Raw genomic sequence first — 25,949 nt, 5'->3', positions numbered from 1 at the left:
ATCGCCAGCCGTGACCATCGAAGCGCCGGAAACCAAGATCGTCGAAACCGCCCGTGTCGCCTGTGACGGCGGCGAAGGCGCATTGGGCCATCCGCGCGTCTGGCTGCAAATCCCCGAGGATACAGGCTGGGTCGAATGCCCGTATTGCGACTGCAAATATGTGCTGAAGGGCCGTGATCAGGGCTGATTGCCCGACCAGCCGGGTTTGGCCCAAATCTTGCCTCGGTTTTCATGTTAGTGCTTTGGCGCAACCAAAGCAGGGATACGTGATGACCGGAATTTCGGCCACTGACAATGTTAACCCGGTTTTCGGCTGGGCTGGGTTCTGCATCGCGTCTTTGGCGTTGTTTGCTGCGTTGTTCGTATTCTGGGCGGGGCCCTTTGCACCTCAGCAGACTGCGGGTGTGTCACTGGGCGAACTGGCGGCCGAGATCGGCAAGTCGACCCTGAGGGCCGCCGCGGGGATGGAACAACCCGAGCCCGTTACCCGCGCCCGCGATCTGGATGATTTCCTGCGGATCGGAGTCGCCATGCTTGGCGGGCTTGCGATCGTCATCTCGGCCGTTGGCATCCTGCGTCACGAAAAGCGGCGCCCTGCCATCGCCGGAATGGTTATAGGTACGGGGGCAATCCTGTTCCAGTTCTTTGCCTTTGCATTTTTTGCCTTGCTGGGGGTGTTGGTGATCATGGCTTTGCTGAACAGTTTCTCTGACGTCTTCTCGGGATTGTTTGGCGGTTAGGCTGCGTTCTTGGCTGGTCACCCGCGCGACCCTGTGGCAGAACCATCCCTGACCGACAGGGAGCGCGCGCATGAGCAATTTCGGAAAAGGATGTCACCTGCATCTGATCGACGGATCGGCCTTTATTTTCAGGGCCTATCACGCGCTGCCTCCGCTAACCCGCAAGTCGGATGGTCTGCCGATTGGGGCGGTGTCCGGGTTCTGTAACATGCTTCAGAAATATGTCGAAGGAAACACCGGGCCGGATGCGCCAACCCATGTGGCGGTGATTTTCGACAAGGGGTCGCACACATTCCGGAATGATCTGTACGACCTGTACAAGGCCAACCGCGAAGCGATGCCCGAGGACCTGCGCCCGCAAATTCCGCTGACCCGTGAGGCGACAAAGGCGTTCAATATCGCCTGCAAGGAACTCGAAGGCTATGAGGCCGACGACATCATCGCCACCCTGACCGTGCAGGCGCGCGAGGCTGGGGGCCGCGTGACCATCGTAAGTTCCGACAAGGATCTGATGCAGTTGGTCGGTGATGGCGTCGAGATGCTGGATGCGATGAAGAACAAGCGCATCGACCGGGACGGTGTGATCGAGAAGTTTGGAGTTGCTCCTGAGCGCGTTGTGGATGTTCAGGCGCTGGCCGGGGATTCCGTTGACAACGTGCCGGGCGCTCCGGGAATCGGGGTCAAGACGGCCGCGCTGTTGATCAATGAATACGGTGATCTGGAAACACTGCTGGACCGGGCCGAGGAAATCAAACAGCCCAAGCGCCGGCAGACCCTGATCGAAAAGCGCGATCAGATCGAACTGTCGAAGAAACTGGTGCAGCTGGACGAGAACACACCGCTGGATTTCACGCTGGATGACCTTGAAGTGAGAGAGCCCGATGCAGAGACCCTGCTGGGTTTTCTGGCGGATATGGAATTCCGCACACTGACCAAACGGATCGCCGACAAGCTGGGGGCCGAAGCACCGGCCATCGCCGACGCTCCGGCGCCTGCGGCCAAAGAAGTTGAGGCCGAGACGATCCCGTTTGACGCGGCAAAGTATGAATGTGTCCGTGATGCAGCGGCATTGCAAAAGTGGATCGATCAGGCCCATGAACGAGGCTGGATCGCTGTTGATACTGAAACCACCGGTCTGAATGAAATGATCGCCGATCTGGTCGGTATTTCGCTGTGTGTCGAGGCCGGCGAAGCCTGTTACATCCCGCTGACCCACCGCGATGGTGCGGCGGATGATCTGTTCGGGTCGGACGCGCTGGCTGAAGGGCAAATGCCCCTGGATGAGGCGCTGACGCTGCTGAAGCCGGTGCTTGAGGACCCCTCGATCATCAAAATCGGGCAGAACATGAAATACGATGCCAAGATTTTCCGGCGTCAAGGTATCGATGTGGCCCCCATCGATGATACGATGTTGATGTCTTATGCCATGCATGGCGGTGAGCATGGACACGGCATGGATACACTCTCGGAACGGTATCTCAGCCACACGCCGATCCCGATAAAGCCGCTGCTGGGGTCAGGCAAATCTGCGATCACCTTCGACAAGGTGCCGATCGACGAGGCCACTGCCTATGCCGCCGAGGATGCGGATATAACGCTGCGCCTGTGGCAATTGTTCAAACCGCAGCTGCACCGGGTGCAGGTGACGACTGTCTACGAGACACTCGAACGACCACTTGTGCCGGTTCTGGCCGAGATGGAGATGCATGGCATCAAGGTCGACCGCGACGTGCTGAGCCGTATGTCGAACGCCTTTGCCCAGAAAATGGCCGGTTTAGAGGCTGAAATCCACGAGCTGGCGGGTGAGAATTTCAATGTCGGCTCACCCGCGCAGTTGGGCGAGATCCTGTTCGACAAGATGGGCCTGGAAGGCGGCAAGAAGGGGAAGACCGGCAAGTACTCGACCGGGGCCGATATCTTGGAAGATCTGGCGACCGAGCATGAACTGCCGCGCCGTGTGCTGGATTGGCGCCAGCTGTCCAAGCTGAAATCGACCTATACCGACGCGCTTCAGACCCATATCAACCCCGACACGGGCCGGGTGCACACGTCTTATGCCATCACCGGGGCGAATACGGGGCGTCTGGCCTCGACTGACCCCAATTTGCAGAATATCCCCGTGCGCACCGAGGAGGGCCGCCGCATCCGCGAGGCCTTTGTCGCCGAGCCCGGAAATGTTCTGGTCAGCCTCGACTACAGCCAGATCGAGCTGCGCATCCTGGCGCATATCGCCGACATTCCGACCCTGAAACAGGCCTTTTCCGATGGGCTGGACATCCACGCCATGACCGCGTCGGAAATGTTCGACGTGCCGCTGGACGAGATGACGCCGGACATCCGCCGCCAGGCCAAGGCAATCAACTTTGGTGTGATCTATGGCATCTCGGGCTTCGGCCTGGCGCGCAACCTGCGCATACCGCGGGCCGAGGCACAGGGTTTCATCGACCGCTATTTCGAACGCTTTCCGGGCATTCGACAGTATATGGATGACACGGTGGCATTTGCCAAAGAGCACGGCTATGTCCAAACCCTGTTCGGGCGCAAGATCCACACGCCCGAGATCAACGCCAAGGGGCCGCATGCAGGATTCTCGCGCCGGGCGGCGATCAACGCGCCGATTCAGGGCACGGCGGCGGATGTGATCCGACGCGCGATGGTGCGGATGCCGGGTGCGATCAACGGGCTGCCCGCCAGGATGCTGTTGCAGGTCCATGACGAACTGTTGTTCGAAGTCGCCGAGGATTCCGTGGATCCGCTGATCGATGTGGCGCGCGAGGTGATGGAGGGTGCCTCGGACCCGGCGGTGAAATTGGATGTGAAGCTGAGCGTTGATGCCGGCCAGGGTGCGAACTGGGCCGAGGCGCACTAGCGCCGGGTCAGCCCCCCAAGTCAGCCTTGTGGCCTGACCCACCCTTCGACCATACGTTTCACCGAAGGTCCCAGGACCAGGATCACCGTGAAGGCGATGGGCCAGCAAAAGGCCCAGGACGCCATCCAGTCGCCCAGCGTTTCAGGATGGAACCCCACTGCCTTGACCGTAGCGATCCCGGTGACAATGCACGACATCAGCCCTGACATGATCAGTCCAAAGATGGCATGGGCAAAGCGGGCAGGGATCATATCGGTCATCCTTGAAAACGGCTTGCCCGATATGTGCGCCTTTCGGGCTGCTAATTCCAGACCAATGAACGGCGTTAACGTCGCATCCAAGCCAGTGTCGCATCCGTTCGAGCGGTAGAAGGCGCGTATTCGGCGCTGACCCAACCGGTGTAACCAGCATCATCCATTGCCGCGAAAAGCTGCGTGAAATCCGTAGGCCCGCGCCCCGGTTCAGAACGTTCGGGGGCGGCCCCGATCTGGGCGTGGACAACGCTGGGGTGAAAACGCTTCCAGACGGCCAGCGCGTCGCCGTGGATCATATGTGCGTGAAAACTGTCATATTGCAGACCGACATTCGGGCGATCCACGCGGCCCAGTACCTCGGTCGCCAGATCATAGTCGTTCAGGAAATAGCCGGGTTGGGACATCGGATTGAGGGGTTCGATCGTAAATGTCTGCTGCGGCGCGAAATCGGCGGCCCACTGTAAGTTTTGCACGAAGCAGTCCAACGCATCCGTCCCGGCGGCGTATCCGGACATGATATGAATGAAACCCGGCCGCAGCACCTGAGCGTAGCGCAGAACGCGGCGGATATCAGACTGAAACCGGGACGCACCGCCGGGGATGGCGGCATAACCCGGTGCGCCACCGGTATAATTCGGCGGGGGCGCGTTGATCAGAACCAGTTCGAGCCCGTTGGCCAGCAAGGCACGCCGGGTTTCTTTTGCAGCCAGTTCGTACGGAAACAGGATCTCGACCGCCTTGAACCCGGCATCTGCCGCTGCCTGAAACCGATCCAGATACGGAAGTTCGGCAAAGAGCAATGAGATATTCGCGGCGAATTTTGGCATAGGCGGCCCATGGATTTCAGGTGGCCCGACCTTATCCGCGCGTTGATTTCTGTGAAAGTGACAGAAAACGACAGTTTGTCGAAATTCGACCAGATCGACCCGATGAAATCGGAAACGCTTCCTGCATTGCGGCGAATCAATTTTCTGACGCCGTGCCAATGGAAGGTTTGAAAACGATGGCGATGAGCCCAGACCCCGTCCGCGGGAACAGTCTTTCTGCGCCGGCGGGACAGCATTCTGCCTTGTCGGGCAACGGGTTGGCCGTGGCTTCGATGCTGACATGGGCGGCCGGGTTTCCGGCGGCCGAGGTGCTGTTGCAAACATGGCCGCCCGTTGCCCTGTTGGCCGCGCGACTGGCGCTGGCCGTGTTGGTGATGGTTCCGGTCTGGGTAATTCTGGACGGGCCGCGCCGGGTTGTTTCAGCCCGCTGGGGTCATGCAATGACCGTCGGAGGCCTTGGAATCGGGTTGGGAATGTTCCTGTTGATCTTGGCGCAAAAGCTAACCGACCCGGTAACGGTAGCAATCATCGTCTCCTGCGCACCTTTGGTGGCCACATTGCTTGAATTGGCTGCTGGCACACGCCGGCTGAAGTGGAATTTTGCGCTGGGCGTTCTTGTGTCGATTGTCGGCGGATTGATCGCCACCAGCGCCTTGGCCCCGGCCCAGTTGGGTCTGGGCGCGACCTGTGCGGTTGGATCAACGGTGTTGTTCTGCTGGGCCAGCATGGCAACCGCCCGTGATTTCGCCGAACTGAGCCAGACCGGGCGCACGACGATCACCTTCGTCGGAGGGCTGGCCATGGCATCGCTGCTGGTTTTCGGATCGGCGCAGTTTGGTCTGGACGTGATGCCTGCAACTGCGTTCGACACGCAGCAGGCGGGCATGCTGATGATCTATGCGCTTATCTCCATGGGTCTCAGCCAGGTATTATTTATCACCTCCGTCGGCAAGCTGGGCGTGGCGCTGGCCTCTTTTCACATCAATGTTGCCCCTTTCTACGTGATGCTGATCATGCTGATGCTGGGGGACGAGTGGAACTGGACCCGGGCATTTGGTGCGGGCATTGTTGCAATGGCTGTCGTGCTGGCACAGGATCGCGCGCCGCGGTCAGCTCAGGTCGGCTGAAGGGATCAGGCCAAAGAACTGCCCGCCTGACCAAACACCGAACCAGCCGTCGTGGTGCGTTCCGATCTCGACGAGGCGGTAAAAGCTTTTGCGGTCTATCCGAGCTTCAAGGTTGTCGCGGATCAATATGTAGGGTGAGGGTTCATCTGTTTCAGGGTCGATTACAACTCGGATCGGATGATCAACTCCGGCCGAGGCCCGGTCGCCAACATGGGTTGTGAAGGTCAAGGACTGGTCCTTTCCATCCCCGTCCCGGTCGAAATCCACAGCGACAAACGGCGCGTCATCGACAGTGATTCCCACCTTCTCGACCGGGGTGACTAGGAAGTATTTGCCGTCTTCCTTCTTAAGAATTGAGGAAAAAAGCTTCACAAGCTCGAAACGGTTGATGGGTGAGCCTAAATAACTCCATGTGCCATCTTTTGCGATCTTGATGTCCAGATCGCCGCAAAACGGAGGATTCCAGAGGTGAACGGGCGGTAAACCGTTGGTTTTGGCCGCCTTGACCGATGCCGCCAGACCATCTGGCGACGGTTTCACAGGTTTTTGTCCGCTCATTGCTTTTGCCATTTCCTCTCAGCGCGATACACTTCAATCATAATAGTCCACGGAAGGGAAAGTCATGACCGAACCTGCCGACCTCGTAGCCGAGATCGAAGCGCTGGAAAACAAGCTGCAAGAGGCCAAGGCCTCGATCACCCGCCGCTTCATCGGGCAGGAGAGGGTCGTGGACCTGACGCTGACCGCACTTTTGTGCGGCGGCCATGCCCTGTTGATCGGTCTGCCGGGTTTGGGCAAGACACGCCTGGTCGAGACTCTGTCGACGGTGATGGGCCTGCATGGCAGCCGCATTCAGTTCACGCCCGATCTGATGCCCGCCGATATTCTTGGGTCCGAGGTTCTGGACACTGCCGACGATGGCAGCCGCCATTTCCGGTTCATTCCCGGCCCGATCTTCTGTCAACTGTTGATGGCGGATGAAATCAACCGGGCAAGTCCGCGGACACAATCGGCGCTGTTGCAGGCGATGCAGGAACGCACCGTTACCGTGGCGGGTGAAGATCGTTCATTGGGTACGCCGTTCCACGTGCTGGCAACGCAAAACCCGATCGAGCAGGAAGGCACTTATCCGCTGCCCGAAGCCCAGCTTGACCGGTTCCTGGTGCAGATTGACGTCGAATACCCCGACCGCCAGACAGAGCGGGATATTCTGCTGGCTACGACCGGGGTTGAAGAGGAAGAGGCGCATCAGATTTTCAGCAAGGAAGAGTTGCTGGCCGCGCAGGTCTTGTTGCGCCGGATGCCGGTCGGAGAATCCGTCGTTGAACTGATCCTTGATCTGGTGCGGGCGTTCCGCCCCGAAGAACCCGGTGTGTCCGAACGGGTTGCCGAAACCGTGGCCTGGGGTCCGGGCCCCCGTGCCGCGCAGGCGCTGATGATGACGGTGCGCGCGCGGGCCATGTTGCAGGGGCGCCTGGCACCCAATGCCGAGGATGTTCTGGATATGGCGCGCCCGGTGCTCAGCCACCGGATGGCGCTCAACTTTGCGGCAAGGGCGCGTGGTGACAGCCTTGCAGAGCTGATTGATTCGACCGCTGTCGGGCTGATCCGGACCGAGGCCGCGGCGTGAATGCCGAGCTGACCCTTCGCGAAAGATCCGAAGCCGAGGCATCGCGGCTACCGCCCCTCTTGGCGCGGGCTGAGCACTTGGCCGGAACCGTTCTTCTGGGCGACCACGGTCGACGGCGGTCCGGGATGGGGGATGATTTCTGGCAATACCGCCCGGCACAGGTCGGCGACAGCCGTCGCATGATCGATCACCGCCGCTCGGCGCGGGGGGATCAGCAGTTCGTACGTGAACGGGAATGGCAGATCGCGCAATCCGTGATGCTGTGGGTCGATCAGGGGGCTTCGATGCGGTTTGCGTCCGACAAGACCCTGCCGACCAAAGCGGATCGCGCGCGGCTGTTGGGGCTGGCGACATCCATCCTTCTGGTGCGCGGCGGTGAACGCGTAGGTCTGACCGGCACCACCTTGCCGCCCCGGCGCGGCAATGCGCAGATCATTCGGCTGGCGCAGGCCTGGTCCGAGGATGATCAAGCGGATTACGCCCCACCCGAACACCGCGCCATGATCCCTCATGCCCGCGCCGTGTTCATCTCGGATTTTCTGGGCCCCATGGATGAGGTTGAACTTGCCCTGACCAAAGCCGCCGACCGTGGCGTGCGCGGCGTGGTTCTGCAAGTGCTGGATCCGGGTGAAGAGTCGTTTCCCTATCGCGGGCGCACCATTTTCGAAAGCGTCGGAGGGTCCGTCCGACACGAAACGCTAAAGGCCGCCGAGCTGCGGGACCGTTATCTGGAACGCCTGGCGCACCGCAAGGACGCGCTGAGGCAACTGTGCCGAGCGACGGGCTGGCAACTGGGCCTGCACCACACGGGTGACAGCGCACAAGCGGCTCTGTTATGGCTTTATCGGGCCTTGGATGGGGGCACGCGATGACGGTTCTGGCGGGCATCGGCTTTACCGCGCCATGGGTGTTGCTGGGTCTTCTGACTCTGCCGATCCTGTGGCTGATCCTGCGCGCGGTTCCGCCCGCTCCGATCCGCCGCTTGTTCCCGGCGGTCACGCTGCTGTTGGGCCTTAAGGATGACGAAAGCGTATCCGACCGCACCCCATGGTGGCTGCTGCTGCTGCGGATGCTGGCGGCGGCTGCGATCATCATCGGGCTGGCAGGGCCGGTTCTGAACCCGTCACGGGATGAAACCGGAACCGGGCCGCTGCTGCTGGTGCTGGACGCCAGTTGGGCCGGAGCCGCGCGCTGGCCGGCGACACTTGACCAAATCGACACGCAACTGTCGGAGGCCGGGCGCGCGGGCCGAACGGTTGCGATTTTGCGCCTGACAGAGCCGGAAACACCGGTATTTCAGGCTGCGGAAGCGTGGCGTGGGCGTTTGCCGGGGCTGACCCCGAACCCCTGGCAGCCGAATGCGGATCAGATTGCTCAGATCATTGCCGCGTTGAACGCCGTTGACGGCGGATTTGATACCCATTGGTTCAGTGACAGGCTGGATTATGCAGACCACGCTGAACTGGTGTCCAGCCTTCAGGCGCGCGGAGATGTGACGGTCTATCAGGCGGCCTCCCGGCCCGTGGCGATCCGGCCTGCGGCCTATCAGGACGGGCTGATCCAATTGACCGTTCAGCGCGCGGGCCCCGGACCGGAAGACCGCGTGACGGTATTGGCGCAAGGCCGTGATCCGGCTGGCACGGCCCGGGTGCTGCATTCCGTTGAGCTGACCCTGGAGGCCGGCGAAACCTCGGCGCAGGCCGATCTGGCGCTGCCGTCGGAATTGCGCGCCCGTATCACGCGGTTTGAAATTCAGGGCCAAAGGTCCGCCGGGGCCGTGACTTTGACCGATGACAGTCTGCGCCGGCGCGAGGTTGCGCTGATTGCCGGAACCCGCAACCGTGAAGGGCTAGAGCTGTTGTCACCCCTCCATTACCTGACGCAGGTTCTGGTCCCGACCGCGGATTTTGTCGATGGCGGCCTGCTTGAGGTTCTGCCCGCCAACCCGGATGTGATCGTCCTGTCGGACGTGGCGCAGATGTCGGAGCCGGAAGAAGCCGCTTTGATCGAATGGGTCGAACAGGGCGGGCTTCTGCTGCGTTTTGCCGGTCCGCGCATGGCGGCCAGCGATCTGGGCAGGGATACCGAAGACACCCTGTTGCCGGCGCGGCTGCGCAGCGGTGGACGATCCGTCGGCGGTGCGATGAGCTGGGGCGAAGCCAAGACGCTGGCTCCATTCCCCGAAAGCTCTCCGTTTTTCGGCCTGGATATCCCAAAGGACGTGGTTGTTTCGACCCAAGTCATGGCGCAACCAGACCCTAACTTGGCGGATCGCGTGATTGCTTCGCTGTCTGACGGGACTCCGTTGGTAACACGCAAGGCTTTGGGGCTTGGGCAGGTGGTGCTGTTTCACGTCACTGCGGATGCCGAATGGTCCAGCCTGCCGTTGTCGGGCCTGTTCGTCGAGATGCTGGATCGTTTGGCCGTGGCTTCGGCAGCCAAGTCGCGGCAAGAATCGCAACTGCAAGGCACCACGTGGGAGCCGGTTCAGATCATGGACGGGTTTGGCGCCTTGTCAGATGCCGGAACCCTGGCCGGTGTGGATGGCGTTCAGCTGATCTCGGGCCGGATCGGGCCAGATTTGCGTCCGGGTCTCTATGAAAGCGGAAAGCAGAAGCTGGCATTGAACGTGGTTTCGGAAGAAACCGAGCTGCGCCCGGTGACCTGGCCCGCCAATGTGCCGATCAAAGGGCAGGAGGTCAGCACGGAAACCCCGCTTGGTGGCCTGTTGCTCAGCCTCGCGCTGATCTTGTTGACGGTTGACGTGATTGCCTCGCTGGCCTTGTCGGGCAGGCTGGGCCTGGCGCGAACGGCGGCTGCCGCGCTGGCCGCTTTTCTGCTGGTGCCGGACGTACAGGCGCAGACGCCCGAAGATACCGAATTTGCCCTCGCTGCAACGCACGAGCTTGTGCTGGCGCATGTGCTGACCGGTGAGACGCAGGTGGACGATATTGCCGAGGCCGGATTGCGGGGCTTGGCGCAAACCCTGTTCTTTCGCACCTCTGTCGAACCGGCGGACCCAATCGGCGTTGATCTGGAACGAGACGAGCTGGCATTCTTTCCGCTTCTCTATTGGCCCATCACGCCGAACCAGCCGCAACCTTCGGCCGAGGCGTATATCAAACTGAACGCCTATTTGCGTTCGGGTGGGATGATCCTGTTTGATACGCGCGATGCGGATATTGCCGGTTTCGGCGCATCCAGTCCGAATGGCCGCAAGTTGCAGCAACTGGCCGGACCGCTGAATATCCCTGCATTAGAGCCGATTCCCCGCGATCACGTCCTGACCAGAACATTCTATTTGCTCCAGGATTTCCCGGGCCGCTATTCCGGCGCAGAAGTCTGGGTCGAAGCTGCACCCGGGGATGCAGAACAGATCGAAGGGATGCCATTCCGCAACCTCAATGACAACGTGACACCGGTGGTTATCGGCGGCAATGACTGGGCCGGGGCCTGGGCCGTGGATCGCAACGGCCAGGCCCTTTTGCCTGTCGGTCGTGGGTATGCCGGGGAACGGCAACGCGAACTGGCCAATCGTTTTGGCGTCAATCTGGTGATGCACGTGCTGACCGGGAATTACAAATCCGATCAGGTCCACGTGCCCGCCCTTTTGGACAGGTTGGGACAATGACCGGAACCGTCATATTCGACCCGCTGATCCCGTGGCCGCTTTTGGCTGCTGTGGGGGCGATTGCCGCTGTCGGAGTAGCTCTGGCCTTGTGGCGCGGCTTGTCGGGCTGGGCCCTGCGGGGATTGGCGGCCCTGGTTGTCATCGCGGCACTGTCCGGTCCGGTCTATCAAGTCGAGGACCGCGCGCCGCTGACGGATATCGTTTTGATGATCGAGGATGAAAGCGCCAGCCAGACACTTTCGGACCGGGCCGAACAAACGGCGCAGGCCGCCGAAGATCTGGCCGCCGAGATTGAGGCGCGCGACAATACGGAACTGCGCCGCATTCGGATCGGCGACGGTGACGGGGATGAGGGCACGCAGGTCATGGCCGCCCTGAATGAGGCCCTGGCCGAAGAGCCGCGTGCGCGCATCGCAGGCATTCTGGTGGTATCGGACGGGATCGTGCACGATGCCGATCAGGCCCCGGAATTGCCAGCGCCGATGCATCTGCTGCAATCCGGGCGTGCGGACGACTGGGATCGCCGGCTTATCGTCCGAAATGCGCCTGCCTTTGCCATCATCGGTGAATCGGTGACTTTGACCCTGCGCGTTGAAGACAGCGGAGCAGCCCCCGCGGGTGCCGCGACAGCGCCGCTGGAGATTTCCGTGGATGGTGGTGAGCCTCAGCAGCTGAGTATTCCAATCGGTCGGGATGTCGAACTGCCTGTCACCCTGCCTCATGGCGGGCGCAACGTGCTCCAGTTTTCCGTGCCCCTGGCCGAAGGCGAGTTGACCGACCGCAACAACACCGCGCTGATCCAGATGAACGGCGTTCGGGATCGCCTGCGCGTTCTGCTGGTCTCGGGCGAGCCGCATCCGGGCGGGCGCACATGGCGCAACCTGCTGAAATCCGACAGCTCGGTCGATCTGGTGCATTTCACCATCCTGCGCCCGCCCGAGAAGCAAGATGGCGTGCCGGTGGACGAATTGTCTTTGATCGCCTTCCCGACCCGCGAGTTGTTTCTGGAAAAGATCAACGATTTCGATCTGATCATATTCGACCGTTACAAGCGGCGCGGCATCCTGCCTGCAATCTATCTGGACAACGTCACCAGTTATATCAATGACGGCGGCGCCGTTCTGATTGCCGCCGGTCCCGATTTCGCCGGAGCTGACAGCATTTTTCGGTCGCCGCTGGCGCCCATCCTGCCAGCGCAACCTTCCGCGCGTGTCTTCGAGGAACGCTTTGTTCCAAAGGTCAGCGCGTTGGGTCAGCGCCATCCGGTGACAACAAATCTTGGCGATTCCGAGGATTGGGGGGCCTGGTTGCGCCAGATCGATGTGAACCATCGCTCGGGCGAGGTTCTGATGACGGGCATTGACGAACGCCCCCTGCTGGTTCTGGACCGAGTGGGCGAAGGGCGTGTTGCGATGCTGGCATCGGACCATGCCTGGCTGTGGAGCCGTGGCTTTGAAGGTGGCGGTCCGCAACTGGAACTTTTGCGCAGGCTGGCCCATTGGATGATGAAGGAACCCGAACTCGAGGAAGAGGCGCTGTGGGCCGAAGCCAACGGCCAGTCCATGCGCATCATTCGACAGACGCTTGGGGATGATGTGGGTCCGGTGACTGTGACGCGCCCGAACGGCGAAACGCTGGAAATCACCTTGCAGGAGGTCTCTCCGGGGCGGTTCGAAGCGCAATACTATGGGCCCGAGATTGGTCTTTACCGTTTGCAGGAAGGTGACCACATGGCCGTGATCGGGCTTGGTCCCGCCGCGCCGAAGGAGTTTGAACGCACCATCGCTACGGGGGATGTTCTTGAACCGGTTCTGGCCGGCATGCGGGGCGGCGTGATCCGGGTGGAAGATGGATTGCCGTCGATCCGCAACGTGCGCGCCGGGCGCCCGGCGGCTGGTCGGGGCTGGATCGGTCTGACCCCGCGCGATGCCTACGAGACACGGGATGTGACCCAGGCGGGTCTGCTGCCGCCTTGGCTGGTTTTGCTGTTGGCAGGAGGTTTCCTGTTGGGCGGTTGGCTGCGGGAGGGGCGGCGCTAATCGATCCTGATTGACGCCCTGTCGGATTGACCTTGCGCATCCACCACGACAAGTGAGGTGAAGCCGGTCCCCGGATTTGGGATTTCGAACTCTCGTCGCCGCTGCCCGGTCAGCACCGGCACGCCATCTGCCAGTACGGAAAACGGCCCGACGCCGCCACGCAGTTTGACCGTCAGAGGTGCTCCTGACGTCTCTAATACGGCGTTATCGGGCGGGAACAGCAGGTCCGGTGCCGCGGGATCATCCTTGAAAGCTGTCGTGCGGGGGCGAAATCGCTGCAACGGCTGAGGCAATTGGGCCGCGCCGACAAGCAAGGTCGAAGGTGGCGGTGGGCGCAGGGGCGTTAGATCGGGTTTCAACAGGTTGAAAGCCTCGGCCAACAGGGGCGCGGCAAGGTCGCCCCCGAATGCACCAGGAACAGGCGTTCCATCGGCGCGGCCCAGCCAGACCCCTATGACGTGCTGCCCGTCAAAGCCGATGGCCCAGGCATCGCGGTGGCCATAAGACGTGCCGGTCTTGTAGGCCAGCGACCCTGTTGCACCGCCTGCCGGTGGCGCAAGCCCGGCCAGAATGTCCGAAACCTGCCAGGCCGAGGTTTCCGACAGAACGCGCCGGGTGCGCTGGGCGTCTGCCAGAACGTCATGATGCAGGATCGGGCCTGTGCCGCCAGCTGCCAGAGTGGCGTAAACCTGCACCAGATCGTGCAGGCTCAACCCCACGCCCCCCAAAGAAATCGCCAATCCGGGTGTTGCGCCATTCAGACGTGGCTCTGATCCGGCCAACCTCAATGCTGTCATCAACCGAGCGGGGCCCAGCTCATTCGTCAGGCGCACGACGGGGATGTTCAGCGACAGCTGTAGGGCGTCCCGCACCCGGACATCGCCACGAAAGGCGCCGTCGAAATTGCGCGGTGCGTATCGGCCAAACATCACGGGGCTGTCGCTGATCAGGGTCTCGGGATGGGCCAGCCCCTGATCGAAGGCCAGCCCGTAGACCAGAGGTTTCAGGGTCGATCCGGGCGACCGTACGGCCCGGGTCATATCCACGAACCCCTGACGGGCATCTTGGTACCCGGCAGATCCGACCGATGCCAGAACCTCGCCGCTGCGATGGTCGGCCACGATCAGAGCCCCGGAAACGCGTGGTCCGACGCGGTTGGCGGCCCGGGCCACCAAGGTTTCCAGCCGGGCCTGCAATCCGGCATCCAGAGTCAGATCGAAGGCCTGTGTTGCGGGTGCTTGCCGCCTCACGCGGTCAGTCAGATGAGGTGCAAGACGCGGAAACGGATTCATCCGATCCGGAAGAGGCTCGGTCATGGCCGCGCGCGCTTCGGCATCGGTCAGGACGGTGTGGCGCACCAGCCTGTTCAGAACCCGGTCGCGGGCCTGCCGGGCAGCCTCGGGCTTGCGATCCGGGCGCCGGGCCTCGGGGGATTGCGGCAACGCAACCAACAGGGCGCTTTGCGCGGGCGTCAGCCGGGTGGCGTCCTTTCCAAACCACGCGCGGGCGCCGGCGCGGAGCCCTTCCAGATTGCCACCATAGGGGGCATGGGTCAGATAAAGGTTCAGGATTTGCTGTTTGCTCAGACGCCGCTCCAACGCCAATGCGACTCTGATCTGGCGAAATTTCCCGCTCCAGCGCCCGGTTGGACCATCTTCGATCAACCGCGCCACCTGCATGGTCAGAGTGGACCCGCCCGACACGTTACGCCCGTTCCACAGGCTTTGCCCGGCAGCCCGCAGCATCGCGATGAGGTCCACTCCGGCGTGGGTCCAGAACCGTTTATCCTCGTACCGGATCAGCATAGCGATGAAATCAGGGTCAACTGCGCCGGGCCGCAGCCTCCAGATGCCATCCTTAACTGGAAACGCCCGCAGAAGGTCGCCATTCCGGTCCCGCATCTCGACCGGAGTTTCAGCCATAACGGAAGGCAGGGTTGTGGCATCGACCCAGCGGTCAACACCATCCCGTGCCAGCGCCGTCAGATAGAGTGCTCCGGCCAGCGCAAACAAGAGCCGCGACCGCTTAGGCATGACGACCACCCAAACAAGGGTATGGCGCAAGTCCGGTCACTGGATCGCGACCCGTCCGGTAGATGTCCGCGCCCGGTTCTGCGGGCGGTACATGTCTTCGACCGAGGCCGCCGGATGATGGAACACGCCAGGTGTCACGGCGCGCGCCACGTAGGCCAGCGTCACGGTTTCACGACCGGACAAATCAACGGCGGCCAGGAACCGGTCCGAGCGGAACTCGGTATGGGTGGCGTCGGACAGATCCAGCCAGTCCAGCGATCGGACCTCGCCCGAGCGCAGCAGGCTTGGGTTGTCAATCTCGATCCCGGCGGCCAGTGGATCGTTCACCATCAGCCGCGCACCGCCGTTTTCGAACGGTGTAACTTGCAGCACAGTGACGAACCGATCACCCACGGCAAAGCTGTCTGAATCGATCAGATCGCCATCCATCGAATAATACCGCCGTTCGATTGCATAGCCGGTGCCGCCTGCCTCGGGCGGAACCTCCGGGATGCCTGTGACCGTCAAAGTGATATCCGTCGCCTGACCGTCGGCGGCCGTGACGTGGATCTCATCCGCCTGTCCGGATTGCAGAACTTTCACAAACGGACCGGAAACCGGCGCCCCGTTGACCATCAAGCCCGATCCCGTTGGGTCAGACACAAGCGCGTGCGCCGCCAGCAATGACCACGTGGCCTCCTGAGTGGACAGCGGCGCGCGGCCCGTGCTCACCCATTGGATCAAAGCATCGCGGTCAATCGCCTCGCTGCCCGCGTCCACTGCAAGGCTCAACAAGCCCGCTGCGTCCCGCAGGTGGGTGCCGTAGTCAGCGCGCCAGACGTTCTGTTGCTGGTTCTGTTGCCGATCCAGCATCCGCGCGGCACGGTTGAACATCGCATCCGCTCGAGTCTGGTCTCCGTAAGAGGCCAGAGCTGCGCCCAGTTGCGCCGCCGCCAGAGGGGTGTCGAAGGCATCCCCTTTGACATCCGCGTAATAGCGCAGATCGCCCATCGAGGCCGCGCCTTCCCGCGCAAGAACCATCAGGGCATAGGCGATGTCCTGACCGCCTTCGTCGAAATCAGGCGCGTAATTGACCCTGTTCCGAAGATTGTCCATCGCCTGAGCGAACGCCCGGTCCGGCACGAGATGCCCCTGAATGCGGGCACGGGACAGGAAGTCGGTCACATAGGCGTCCAGCCAGAAATCCCCGCTGTCTGCGCGCCACAGGCCAAAGGCGCCGTTTGCGGCCTGACGAGTCAGGATACTGCGGATCGAATCGGCGATGCGTTGATCCACAACCGGGCCATCCCCCAGCCCCGTGGCTTGCGCAACGGATGACAGGTACAGCAACGGCAGCGCTTTGCTGGTGATCTGTTCGGTGCAACCATAGGGGTAATGGTTCAGCTGATCCAGCAGACCGGGCGTGTCGAATTTGGCCAACGCTCCGGCGGACAGGATGGCCTTGGCCGAACCCGGCTGGAACCCGTCAAACACATCCTGCGAAAACAGGAAGCTATCGCCTGCGCCCAAGGCAAAACGCCGCGTCTGTGCAATCACCGGGTCATTGGCCCGCACCGGCATGCGCAGGGTTTGCGACAGGTCGCGCCCATCAGGTGTGGTGATCGATACGCTGATTTCAGGATCGCCGATGGCGCTGGCCGTGATCGGGATCTCGAAAACCGCCTTGCCACCGTCCTCCAGCAAAAAGCTGGCCGGTGCCGCGCCCAGTTCCAAACCCTTGGAGGCGGTCAGGCCAAGTGCCATTTCTCCGGGTGTGCCATCCGCATGGACGATCTCAAGACGCATCCGGCTTTGATCGCCCGGGGCAAGGAAGCGCGGAAGGCTGGCGGTAGCGACCACCGGGTCGCGGACGATCATTTCAGCTTCGGCCTGACCGACGGCTTTGCGCGACCACGCGACGGCCATCAGCCGGACGGTTCCGTTGAAGGCAGGAAGGGGAATGTCGATCTCAACCTCTCCATCCGCGCCGATCTCGACCGGGCCACTGAACACGGCCATCAGGTCTTGTGTCGGTGGCGGAGATTGGCGACGCATCCCGCTGTCATTGTCGCCGCCCGAGCGCACTGTGCCCATGGCTCCGTTCATGCCGTCGATCAGTCGCCCGTAGACATCCCGCAGATCAACACCCAGACGGCGCTGCCCGAAATAGTATCCTTGCGGGTCCGGGCTTTTGAACCCGGTGAGGTTCAGAATGCCCACGTCGACGGCGGCCAGCGTCAGCCAGACCGGCTCATCGTCCACGGTATTTTCGACCCTGATACGGGCTTTTTGCGTCTGACGCGGTGCGGTGACCTCGGGCACGTCGACAGTTACGGAAAGTCTGCGGTCCACTGGATCGATGCTGGCATGGGCAACGCCCATCGCCCGCGCCGGGTTCTGACCGGCTGCAACATCCATTGGGCGGATCACGGTTGCGGTGACATAAGCCCCGGCGCCCCAATCCTGGGTCACTTCAATCGGGATCAGAGTTTCCCCTTCGGGCACCTCCACGATCTGGCGGTGGATCAGACGGTTCGAAAGGACTTCGATCTGAGCGACACCGGCCATGCGGGGCACGATCCGCAACTGCGCCGTATCCTCGATGCGATAGCTGTCGCGATCCAACGACATTTCAAGCCGGTCCGGCGTGGTCGATGCATCGGCGGCCTGATACCAGCCCGCATAGAAATCGACGGCGGTTTCGGAATATGTTCCGTCAACTCGCTGCACCACCAGTTCATAGCGCCCCCATTCCACCGGTTGCGTCAGCGTCAGAGGGTCAGAGAGGACGTCCACCTCGCCGGTGGCGACACGGCTGCGGCGCGTTGTCGGTTCCCAGTTCCAGTCGCCGTGAAGCTGGTACCATTGATAGCGCGTTTCTATCTTGTTCAGCGTCCAGCGGAGACGCATCGGAACGGGCGTCAACTCAGGAGACAGGCCAACGATCTCGAACGCTGCCTCGGTGCCTTCCGGGATGACTTCGTCGAACAGAGGTTTGACACCAATAACAGGGTGCGGCGGCAGGACGGGCGCGGTCAGGCGACGCTCGACCGGGCGGCCCGAGCCATCGGCCAGCCGGGCGATGATTTCAGCTTCGATTGGCTTTCCTTCAGTTTCTAACACGGGGACTTTGACCGCCACGGTCGCGTGCCCGGTTGCGTCTGTGCGCGTGTCTCCGAAATATGTGCTCTTGATCGAGGTTTCTGCATCATAGCGGCCAAAGCGATATCCGTCGTAGCCCGGGACCGTGTTCGCCGGGCGGGCGATGACCTGCCCGTCAATGCTCAGGTCCGACCCCGGCGCTCCAAACAGATAGCGCGCGTCGATCGCGAGCGGTGGACTGTCGCCGGGGCGCAGGGGTGCGTCGGACAGGGTCAGTTCGAAATCGATCCGTTCGGGAAGGAAATCCTCGACAAGAACGGTCTGACGCGCCAGCGCATCGCCTTTTGGATCGGATTTGATTTCAATCTTCCATGCGCCGCGCGGTACGTCTGCGGCCACGGGCAGGGCAAAGACATGGCCCCCGGCAACACCGCCATCCGAGACAGACCGGCGGTATTCCACCCCGTCCGGGCGATACAGGATCGCCGTCAGAGGCAGGCCCTCGATGGCCTGCGCTTTGCCATCGCGGGACAGGGCGGTGACATGGATTACTTCACCGGCCCTATAGGCACCTCGGTCGGTGGTCGGAAAGACATCGACCGGCCCCGCCGGTGCGCGCCCTTCAACGCCGCGATCCGACAGGTCAAAGGCAGGATCGGTCAGCGAGAGAAAGCTGAAATCCCTCTCATCGATTGCCGCCGTCACCAGAGCAGGCGCACTGGCCCCTGTGCCGCGTGTCAGGCCCGGATCGAACCTTGCATAGCCGGTTTCATCGGTCTGTGCCGATGAGATGACGGCGTTCGCCCCTGAGACCAGCGAAACTTCGACACCCTCGCGCGGTGCCGCATCGCTTAGCCCGCGCACGGTCACGTGCAGCCCGTCAGTGCCCAGGGCGGTGCTGATCCCCAGATCAGAAAGCACAAACCATTGCGTTGCGCCGGGATCGTCATAGGGATCGGCCCCCGGAACGCGGGCGGTCAATGCATAGATACCGGCAGGTTGATCCGAGATCGCTTCGGCCATGGGAAGACGTGCCGTCATGGTCTGGTTCAACTGGTTTGAAACCTCGGCAGTACCCGTCCAGATGTCCTGGGCAATCTGGTCCGAGAATTCTTCCTCCTGCCATTCGCTGAGCGGGCGGCCGAAAAAGTCCTGTTGCACGGCCCGCAACAGGTTCCGGTCACTGACCCGCCGCAGGGTCAGGTCCAGTTCGGTGACATTGACCGTTTCGACGGGCAAGGCCGCGTTGGCAGATTTCGGAAGGACATAGCTGCGTCCGGGAAACCGAACCGAAGGCGTCCGGTCGCGTACATAATGGGTCAGTTCGATGCTGCGATTCAGTGCTTCGCCCGAGGCGGCAGGCAAGCCTTCGCGCAATGTCAGGCGATAACGCTGGCCATGCGCGACCCCATCGATGCAAAGCTGGCTGTCCTCGGCCTGCACGACCAGCCCATCGGCGTCACGTTGAACGAAGGGATCATAGTCGACCCCGGCCTTGACCAGTGATTCCGAGAATTCGATACAGATCCTGGGGGCTGCCGCATCGCTTTCGACCGAGCTGTCGACCACGCGGAAACCGTATTTGCCGATGGCTTTGTCCAATGCGGTCAGCACGTCTTCGCGCGGCTGCACCTGCTCGGCCAACCGAAGAACGGGAATCATGTCGCGCCCGCGCTCAACCTCTTCCAGGGCTTCCGCAAGGGTCATCAGAGCAGCGATCTGGGTGCCGGGGGTTTCGGCGCGCAGATAGCCATTGATCGCCGCATTCAGCGCGCGGTTGCGCAGGTCGTGCCGCTCGTTCCAACGCGAAGGGTTCATGGCCAGCAGCAGGTGCGCATATTCCTTCCAAAGATCCGCGCGGTCGCTGAGCGATACGGCAACACCGGTCCACTGCATCGTTTGTGCGACACTGCCTGCGTCGCGCGCCGCATCCAGAACGGCCCGCAGATCATACCCCCCTGCCGGGTGCAGGAATCCCAGATCGCGGGCTTGTTTTCTTGCGTGATCCAGATCGTCAGAACTCAGGACGCTCAGTGCTTGCGCGCGCGTTTTTCCCAAGATTAGAGTCTGTTCGCTGCTTGGCACCTTTTGCGCGGACAATGCGCCTTGATACGCCTCTTGTCTGTTCACGCCACTTTTGGGAAAGCAGGCATCGGAACGGGTGTTATAGGTGAACGCCGTACATTGCGCGTTGGCCGAGCAGGCCTGAACACAGGACTTCAGATCGGTGTCGAACAACGGATCCAGATCCGACCCGTAAAAATCCGTGTCCCGAGAGGTGACATAGCGGAACTCAGGCACCGCACTCTGCGCCAGAACGGCAGCGGGAAGGATCAGAAGGCCAATTATGTAAGTTATTGAAATAAAAACAAAGCGGTGCATCGTGCTCTCCTCTTTGGGCTCAACCTTGCATGGCGCGCGCCTGTAGCGCAACGGCTTAAACAGTTTTTCATTCTCTGTCGCGATGCTGAAATCCGAACGTCCCGGAATCGATCAAAATGAGTCTTGCAAACAAACTGGCACAGGAACGGCGTGCGCGTCTGGCAGCCGAACGAATGCTTGCCTTGAAACAGGCCGAGCTTTCGGCCGCCAATCGCAAACTGGGCCAACACGCCATGGCGCTGACCAGGCGCATTGGTGAAACTCAGGCCGAAGTCGAAACTGTTCGTGGGGAAAACGAAAAGGTCAAATCCGATCTCACTGTCGCTCATGCCAAGATCGAGATTGCCGAACGCCGCCTTTGGCATTCGATCCAGACCATTCAGGACGGGTTTGCATTCTTTGACGGCGACAGCAGGCTCATCAGCGCAAACGCTGCATATCTCAGCGTGTTTGAAGGGCTGGATGAGGTGGCGCCAGGGATTTCCTACCAGCGCATTCTGCAATTGCTGACCACCGAAGGAATTGTCGATACCGGTGACGAAACTGCCGAGGAATGGCAGGCCAGAATGCAGGCACGCTGGAATCGGGCCAATCCAACTCCGATCGTCATGCAGCTGTGGAACGGTCACTACATTCGCCTGATTGATCAGCGTGGCAGCGGTGGTGACGTGGTCAGCCTGGCACTCAACATCACCGCGTCGGTCCGGCACGAAACAGAACTGAAGGTTGCCCGCGAACGGGCGGAAGCGGCCTACAGGGCCAAATCAGCCTTTCTCGCCAATATGAGCCACGAAATCCGCACGCCGATGAATGGTATCGTGGGTATGGCCGAACTGCTTGATGAATTTCCGCTGGACGAAGAACAGCGGCTCTATGTCAACACGATCCGCAATTCGGGTGAGGCATTGTTGGTTATCATCAACGACGTGCTTGATTACTCCAAGATCGAGGCGGACAAGCTGGTTCTGCACCCTGAACCCTTCGATCTGGAGCGCTGCATTCTTGAAGTCGCGATGCTGTTGCAGCCAAGCGTGCGTGACAAGGGGCTCACGTTGCTTGTGGATTACGACCTGTTCCTGCCCACCCTTTTTGTGGGCGATCCGGGCCGAATACGGCAGGTTCTGACCAATTTGGTCGGCAACGCAGTCAAATTCACCACGGAAGGTCATGTCCTGATCCGTGTGACAGGCGTTCCGCATGCCCAGGCTCAGACATGCGACATCCATGTTGCCATCGAAGATACCGGCATCGGTATCGATGCAGAAAAGATCAACCACGTTTTTGGTGAGTTCAATCAGGTCGAAGATGAACGCAATCGTCAATTTGAAGGTACCGGGTTGGGTCTTGCGATCACCAGGCGCCTGATCACCATGATGGGCGGTTCAGTCTGGGTCGAAAGCGAACCGGGTCGGGGATCCTGTTTCGGGTTCAGGGTGTCGCTGCCCACGGCAGAAGGCCCGCAGCCCGAACCTCCGAAACTGGCGGATTGTGTGAATCACGTCATGGTGGTCGAGGATCTGGCCGTAAACCGGGCTATTTTGGCGAAACAACTTGGCCGTTTGGGGGCCGAAGTGACGGTTTGCGCATCAGGGGCCGAGGCGCTGGCAGAAATGCATGACGCGATTGAACTTGTCCTGTGCGATCATGATCTGCCGGATATGGATGGCTTGGATCTTGCCGTCACCCTCAAAGACCGTGGGTGGGGCGACGCCTCGGTCATCGTGATGTCTGCAAATCCATCTCTGATCCACACGCACCCAGCCCGCGAACTGATCGACGGTGTGTTGCAGAGGCCGATCCCCAGGGCCGAGTTGTATTCCAGGCTCGTGGCTCTCAAGGACACCCCGCCGCCAGAACGTCGTTCGACGCAGCGAAAACCCGTCTCTGTCCGCCAAGAAACCAAGGCCTTGGAAGCAAGGCGCATGAAGGTACTTGCGGCCGAGGACAATCTTACCAACCAGCTGATCCTGAAAAAGATGGTCAAAGACCTGCATATAGATCTGCGATTTGCGTCCAATGGAATAGAAGTCGTCGAGATGTTTCAGGAATTTGACCCGGACTTGATCTTCATGGACATATCGATGCCAAAAATGGACGGCAAACAGGCCACTGCTGAAATCCGCAGGCTCGAGGTCGAAACAGGGCGTCATGTCCCGATTGTCGCCTTAACTGCTCATGCAATGGCCGGTGACGATCAGGGCATCCTGTCCGCGGGGTTGGATCACTACATGACGAAACCGCTGCGCAAAAATCATATTCATCAAATGATCCTGCAACACCAACCGGATGGCGTAAGCGAAGTCATGGACAATCACCTCGCCCAGAAACATGCACCCATGTGTGACCGCGAACAGGATCCCACTTCATCTGGCTGAAAATATCCCGGGGAGCGCGAGGGGCTGGCCCCTCGCTCGGATCCACGGCCCAGAACCGTGGAAGGAAATATCGATCAGGTTGTCAGGGTCTCAGGACGAATAAGGTCGAACAAAGACAGGTTTATCCTTTTCCGATAGGTCAGCACGATACGCGTAACCGCCCGCATCGAAATCCAGCAGGGCATCGGGGTCGGTCAGGCGGTGCTGAATGACATATCGCGCCATTGCACCACGCGCCTTTTTGGCAAAGAAACTCACGATCTTCGGAGTGCCGTTCTTGTCTTCCATGAACACCGGCGAGATGACGCGCAATTTCAGAGCGTTCGGGTCCACGGCGCCGAAATACTCCTGACTGGCGCAGTTGATCAGAACGTCGCTGCCGATCATGTTGCCTTGTGTGTTCAGAGCTTTGCTCAGCTGGTCGCGCCAATACTCATACAGGGTCTTGCCGCGCCGTGTTTTCAGCTTGCTGCCCATCTCCAGCCTGTAGGGCTGTATCGCATCCAGTGGCCGCAAGACACCATAGAGACCTGAGAGGATGCGCAGATGATCCTGTGCCCATGCCAGTTCATCAGGATCGAGCGAAGCTGCTTCCAGACCCTGATAGGTGTCCCCAGCAAAGGCCAGCGCGGCCGGGCGCGTTGCATCGGCGTCTGGCATTTCGGAAAAAGCACGATAGCGATCGCGGTTCAGGCGCGCCAGATCATCGCTCAGACCCATAAGCTTTTTCAGATCGCCAAGGGTCAGATTGCGCGCGGTTTTGGACAGTCTGATCGCATCATCCTGAAAATCGGGCTGTGTGACTTCAACATCCCGCTCTGTCCAGTCCAGCCGCTTGGCCGGGGAAATCACTACCAGCATACCTGCCCTCTTTCCTTACCTGTCCCGGCGTATCTAGCCCGCCTCACGCAGCACGTCCAGAAAGGCGGTGCCGAACCTTTCGTGACGCCGGTCGCCCAGCACCTGTTCAAGCCCGCGCAGGTCATCCGGGCGCATCTGTGCCACCTTTGCCAGTTGCGAGGCCGAGCAGGTCAGAGGCTTGTCTATCCCCTCGGGACCGCGGGACAATTGGGACTGTACTTCCAGCAAACGGTCATAGATGTCGCCCTGATCGCGACCGGCCAGCTTGCGCCGCGCCGGGTGCAACGCCTGGGCCTCGCCCGCTATCACTTCAAGGAAGGTGTCGCCATACCGTTCCAGCTTCTTGGCGCCGACGCCGCCGATCCGGGCCATCTCGTCCAGCGTCATGGGGCGTTTTTCCGCCATTTCGATCAGGGTACGATCCGGAAAAATGACATAAGCCGGGACCCGGGCGGATTCTGCCAATGCGCGTCTCTTGGCCTTGAGAGCCGACAGCAAGGGCGCATCTTCATCGGACACCATGGCTTTCACGGCGGGGCGACGGGTTGCCTTGCGTAGGGCGTCCTTGCGCAGGTTGATCTTTGCCTCGCCCTTGAGAATTGGTTTGGCGGCCTCGGTCATCCGCAAGGCCCCGTGGCGTTCGGGGTCGGGGCGCACCAGATCGTGCCCCATCATCTGGCGGAATATTGCCTGCCATTGCGCGCGCGACCAGTCCTTGCCGATGCCCCAGGTGGACAGACCATCATGACGACGGGCGCGGATCTTGTCGGTCTCGTTTCCCAGAAGGATGTCGATCAGATGACCGCTGCCAAACCATTCCTCGGTGCGAAGAATCGCGGACAAGGCCATTCGGACGGGTGTTGTTCCATCAAATACTTCGGGCGGTGTATCGCACAGGTCGCATTTGCCACAGGGTGCGGCCTGTTCCCCGAAATAGCCCAGCAGGGTCTGGCGGCGGCATTCCAGCGCCTGGGCCAACCCCAGCAGCGCGTTCAACCGCGCATGATCCGCCATGCGGCGTTCGGGTGGCGCCAGCCCCTCGTCAATCTGGGACCGCCGCAAACGTATATCGTCGGGGCCGAACAGAGTCAGGGTCTCGGCCGGCCCGCCGTCGCGCCCAGCGCGGCCGATTTCCTGGTAATAGGCCTCGATGGATTTCGGCAGGTCCGCATGGGCGACCCAGCGGATGTCGGGTTTGTCGATGCCCATGCCAAAGGCCACGGTGGCCACCACGATCAACCCGTCCTCGCGCGCGAAGCGGGTTTCGACGATGCGGCGGTCCTCGGCCTCCATCCCACCGTGATAGTGGCAGGCGCTGTGGCCCTGTTCGCGCAGCGCCTGCGCCAGAACTTCGGTCTTGTTGCGGGTGCCGCAATAGACGATGCCCGACTGGCCCCGGCGCGCATCGGCGAAATCCAGGATCTGCTTGCGCGGGCTGTCCTTGGCGGCAAAGGCCAAGTGGATGTTCGGGCGGTCGAAGCCGCGCAGGAACTTGCGCGGAGGCGTGCCGTCGAACAGTTTCTCGACGATCTCGTCCTGTGTTTCGGCGTCGGCGGTCGCGGTGAAGGCGGCCAGAGGCACGTTCAGGGCGTGCCGCAACTCTCCGATCCGTAAATAATCAGGCCGGAAATCATGGCCCCACTGGCTGACGCAATGGGCCTCGTCCACCGCGATCAGGCTGACATTGATCCGCCGCAACATGCCCAGTGCCGAGCCTGCCGCCAGCCGTTCGGGCGCCATGTAAAGCAGTTTCAGCCGCCCGGCCTCAAGCGCTTCCCACACGGCATCGGTTTCCTCGGGCGTGTTGCCCGAGGTCAGCGCGCCGGCCTCGACCCCGGCTTCTTGCAGCCCCCGCACCTGATCGCGCATCAGGGCGATCAGCGGCGAGATCACCACCGTGACCCCGTCGCGCAGCAGGGCAGGCAGTTGATAACACAGGGATTTGCCGCCGCCCGTGGGCATGATCGCCAGCACGTTCTGGCCGGCGGTTACGGCATCGACGATCTCTTCCTGCCCGGGGCGGAATTCATCGAATCCAAAGACATCTCGCAGCAGAGGCGCGGCGTCGAACATGTGCGGGGGTGCCCTGTTTCAAGATTT

At 61.3% G+C, this 25,949-nt stretch carries 16 protein-coding genes; 9 read left to right on the top strand and 7 right to left on the bottom strand.

The window, feature by feature from the left end:
- Window positions 1-10 precede the first annotated feature (10 nt).
- The 3 genes from ACR0I0_RS14975 (at window position 11) to polA (ending at window position 3,609) form a co-directional block, all read left to right on the top strand.
- Window positions 11-187: a zinc-finger domain-containing protein gene (locus tag ACR0I0_RS14975; protein WP_171637437.1), complete on the top strand. Its 177-nt coding sequence runs from the start codon at window positions 11-13 to the stop codon at window positions 185-187.
- Window positions 188-269: 82 nt separating this feature from the next.
- Window positions 270-740: a hypothetical protein gene (locus ACR0I0_RS14970; RefSeq protein ID WP_480492049.1), complete on the top strand. Its 471-nt coding sequence runs from the start codon at window positions 270-272 to the stop codon at window positions 738-740.
- Between the two features lie 70 nt (window positions 741-810).
- Window positions 811-3,609 carry a DNA polymerase I gene (polA, locus tag ACR0I0_RS14965; RefSeq protein ID WP_480492047.1) on the top strand — a complete coding sequence of 933 codons (2,799 nt, stop codon included), beginning with the start codon at window positions 811-813 and terminating at the stop codon, window positions 3,607-3,609.
- A 20-nt stretch (window positions 3,610-3,629) separates the two neighbouring features.
- Here the strand turns inward: polA and ACR0I0_RS14960 are convergent, their stop codons facing one another.
- Both ACR0I0_RS14960 and ACR0I0_RS14955 read right to left on the bottom strand, forming a co-directional pair.
- Window positions 3,630-3,860, bottom strand: coding sequence for a DUF2798 domain-containing protein (locus ACR0I0_RS14960; protein ID WP_171117031.1), 231 nt, complete (start codon window positions 3,858-3,860; stop codon window positions 3,630-3,632).
- Between the two features lie 74 nt (window positions 3,861-3,934).
- Window positions 3,935-4,690, bottom strand: coding sequence for a hydroxypyruvate isomerase family protein (locus tag ACR0I0_RS14955; protein WP_480492045.1), 756 nt, complete (start codon window positions 4,688-4,690; stop codon window positions 3,935-3,937).
- 158 nt (window positions 4,691-4,848) lie between these two features.
- Between ACR0I0_RS14955 and ACR0I0_RS14950 the strand changes: the two genes are divergently transcribed.
- A complete protein-coding gene (locus ACR0I0_RS14950; protein WP_480492044.1) occupies window positions 4,849-5,817 on the top strand; it encodes a DMT family transporter in 969 nt (322 codons plus the stop codon).
- On the opposite strand, the gene ACR0I0_RS14945 is transcribed toward ACR0I0_RS14950, so the two are convergent.
- Entirely contained in the window at window positions 5,800-6,375 is a 576-nt protein-coding gene (locus ACR0I0_RS14945; protein WP_480492042.1) for a DUF1285 domain-containing protein, read from the bottom strand. The genes ACR0I0_RS14950 and ACR0I0_RS14945 overlap by 18 nt on opposite strands.
- Window positions 6,376-6,439: 64 nt before the next feature.
- On the opposite strand from ACR0I0_RS14945, the gene ACR0I0_RS14940 reads away from it, so the two are divergent.
- Genes ACR0I0_RS14940 through ACR0I0_RS14925 form a run of 4 tightly spaced genes read left to right on the top strand, consistent with a single transcriptional unit; the run spans window position 6,440 to window position 13,117 of the window.
- The gene (locus tag ACR0I0_RS14940; RefSeq protein WP_152459465.1) at window positions 6,440-7,447 is read left to right on the top strand and encodes an AAA family ATPase; all 1,008 of its coding nucleotides are present in this window, start codon (window positions 6,440-6,442) and stop codon (window positions 7,445-7,447) included.
- Window positions 7,444-8,319: a DUF58 domain-containing protein gene (locus ACR0I0_RS14935; RefSeq protein WP_171637426.1), complete on the top strand. Its 876-nt coding sequence runs from the start codon at window positions 7,444-7,446 to the stop codon at window positions 8,317-8,319. Before ACR0I0_RS14940 ends, ACR0I0_RS14935 begins: the two co-directional genes overlap by 4 nt.
- Window positions 8,316-11,078: a DUF4159 domain-containing protein gene (locus ACR0I0_RS14930; protein WP_480492091.1), complete on the top strand. Its 2,763-nt coding sequence runs from the start codon at window positions 8,316-8,318 to the stop codon at window positions 11,076-11,078. The genes ACR0I0_RS14935 and ACR0I0_RS14930 overlap by 4 nt, the downstream gene beginning before the upstream one ends.
- Complete coding sequence (locus ACR0I0_RS14925) at window positions 11,075-13,117, top strand: hypothetical protein (protein ID WP_480486313.1); 2,043 nt, start codon at window positions 11,075-11,077, stop codon at window positions 13,115-13,117. Before ACR0I0_RS14930 ends, ACR0I0_RS14925 begins: the two co-directional genes overlap by 4 nt.
- Here ACR0I0_RS14925 and pbpC read toward each other — a convergent pair.
- On the bottom strand, window positions 13,114-15,150 hold the full coding sequence (gene pbpC, locus ACR0I0_RS14920) for a penicillin-binding protein 1C (protein ID WP_480492040.1): 2,037 nt from the start codon (window positions 15,148-15,150) through the stop codon (window positions 13,114-13,116). The genes ACR0I0_RS14925 and pbpC overlap by 4 nt on opposite strands.
- 36 nt (window positions 15,151-15,186) lie before the next feature.
- A complete protein-coding gene (locus ACR0I0_RS14915) occupies window positions 15,187-20,613 on the bottom strand; it encodes an alpha-2-macroglobulin family protein (protein ID WP_480492038.1) in 5,427 nt (1,808 codons plus the stop codon).
- Between the two features lie 116 nt (window positions 20,614-20,729).
- Here ACR0I0_RS14915 and ACR0I0_RS14910 point away from each other — a divergent pair, with 116 nt between their 5' ends.
- On the top strand, window positions 20,730-22,988 hold the full coding sequence (locus ACR0I0_RS14910) for a response regulator (protein ID WP_480492036.1): 2,259 nt from the start codon (window positions 20,730-20,732) through the stop codon (window positions 22,986-22,988).
- Window positions 22,989-23,078: 90 nt separating this feature from the next.
- Here the strand turns inward: ACR0I0_RS14910 and yaaA are convergent, their stop codons facing one another.
- Window positions 23,079-23,849 carry a peroxide stress protein YaaA gene (yaaA, locus tag ACR0I0_RS14905; RefSeq protein WP_209835175.1) on the bottom strand — a complete coding sequence of 257 codons (771 nt, stop codon included), beginning with the start codon at window positions 23,847-23,849 and terminating at the stop codon, window positions 23,079-23,081.
- 33 nt (window positions 23,850-23,882) lie between these two features.
- Window positions 23,883-25,922 (bottom strand): DNA helicase RecQ, encoded by a 2,040-nt coding sequence (gene recQ, locus ACR0I0_RS14900; RefSeq protein WP_480492035.1) that lies wholly within the window; start codon window positions 25,920-25,922, stop codon window positions 23,883-23,885.
- Window positions 25,923-25,949: the final 27 nt, after the last annotated feature.

This window comes from Ruegeria sp. AG6 (genome assembly GCF_056541565.1).
The sequence above is the reverse complement of the archived record's forward strand: the minus strand, read 5'-3'. Positions and strand labels throughout refer to the sequence as shown.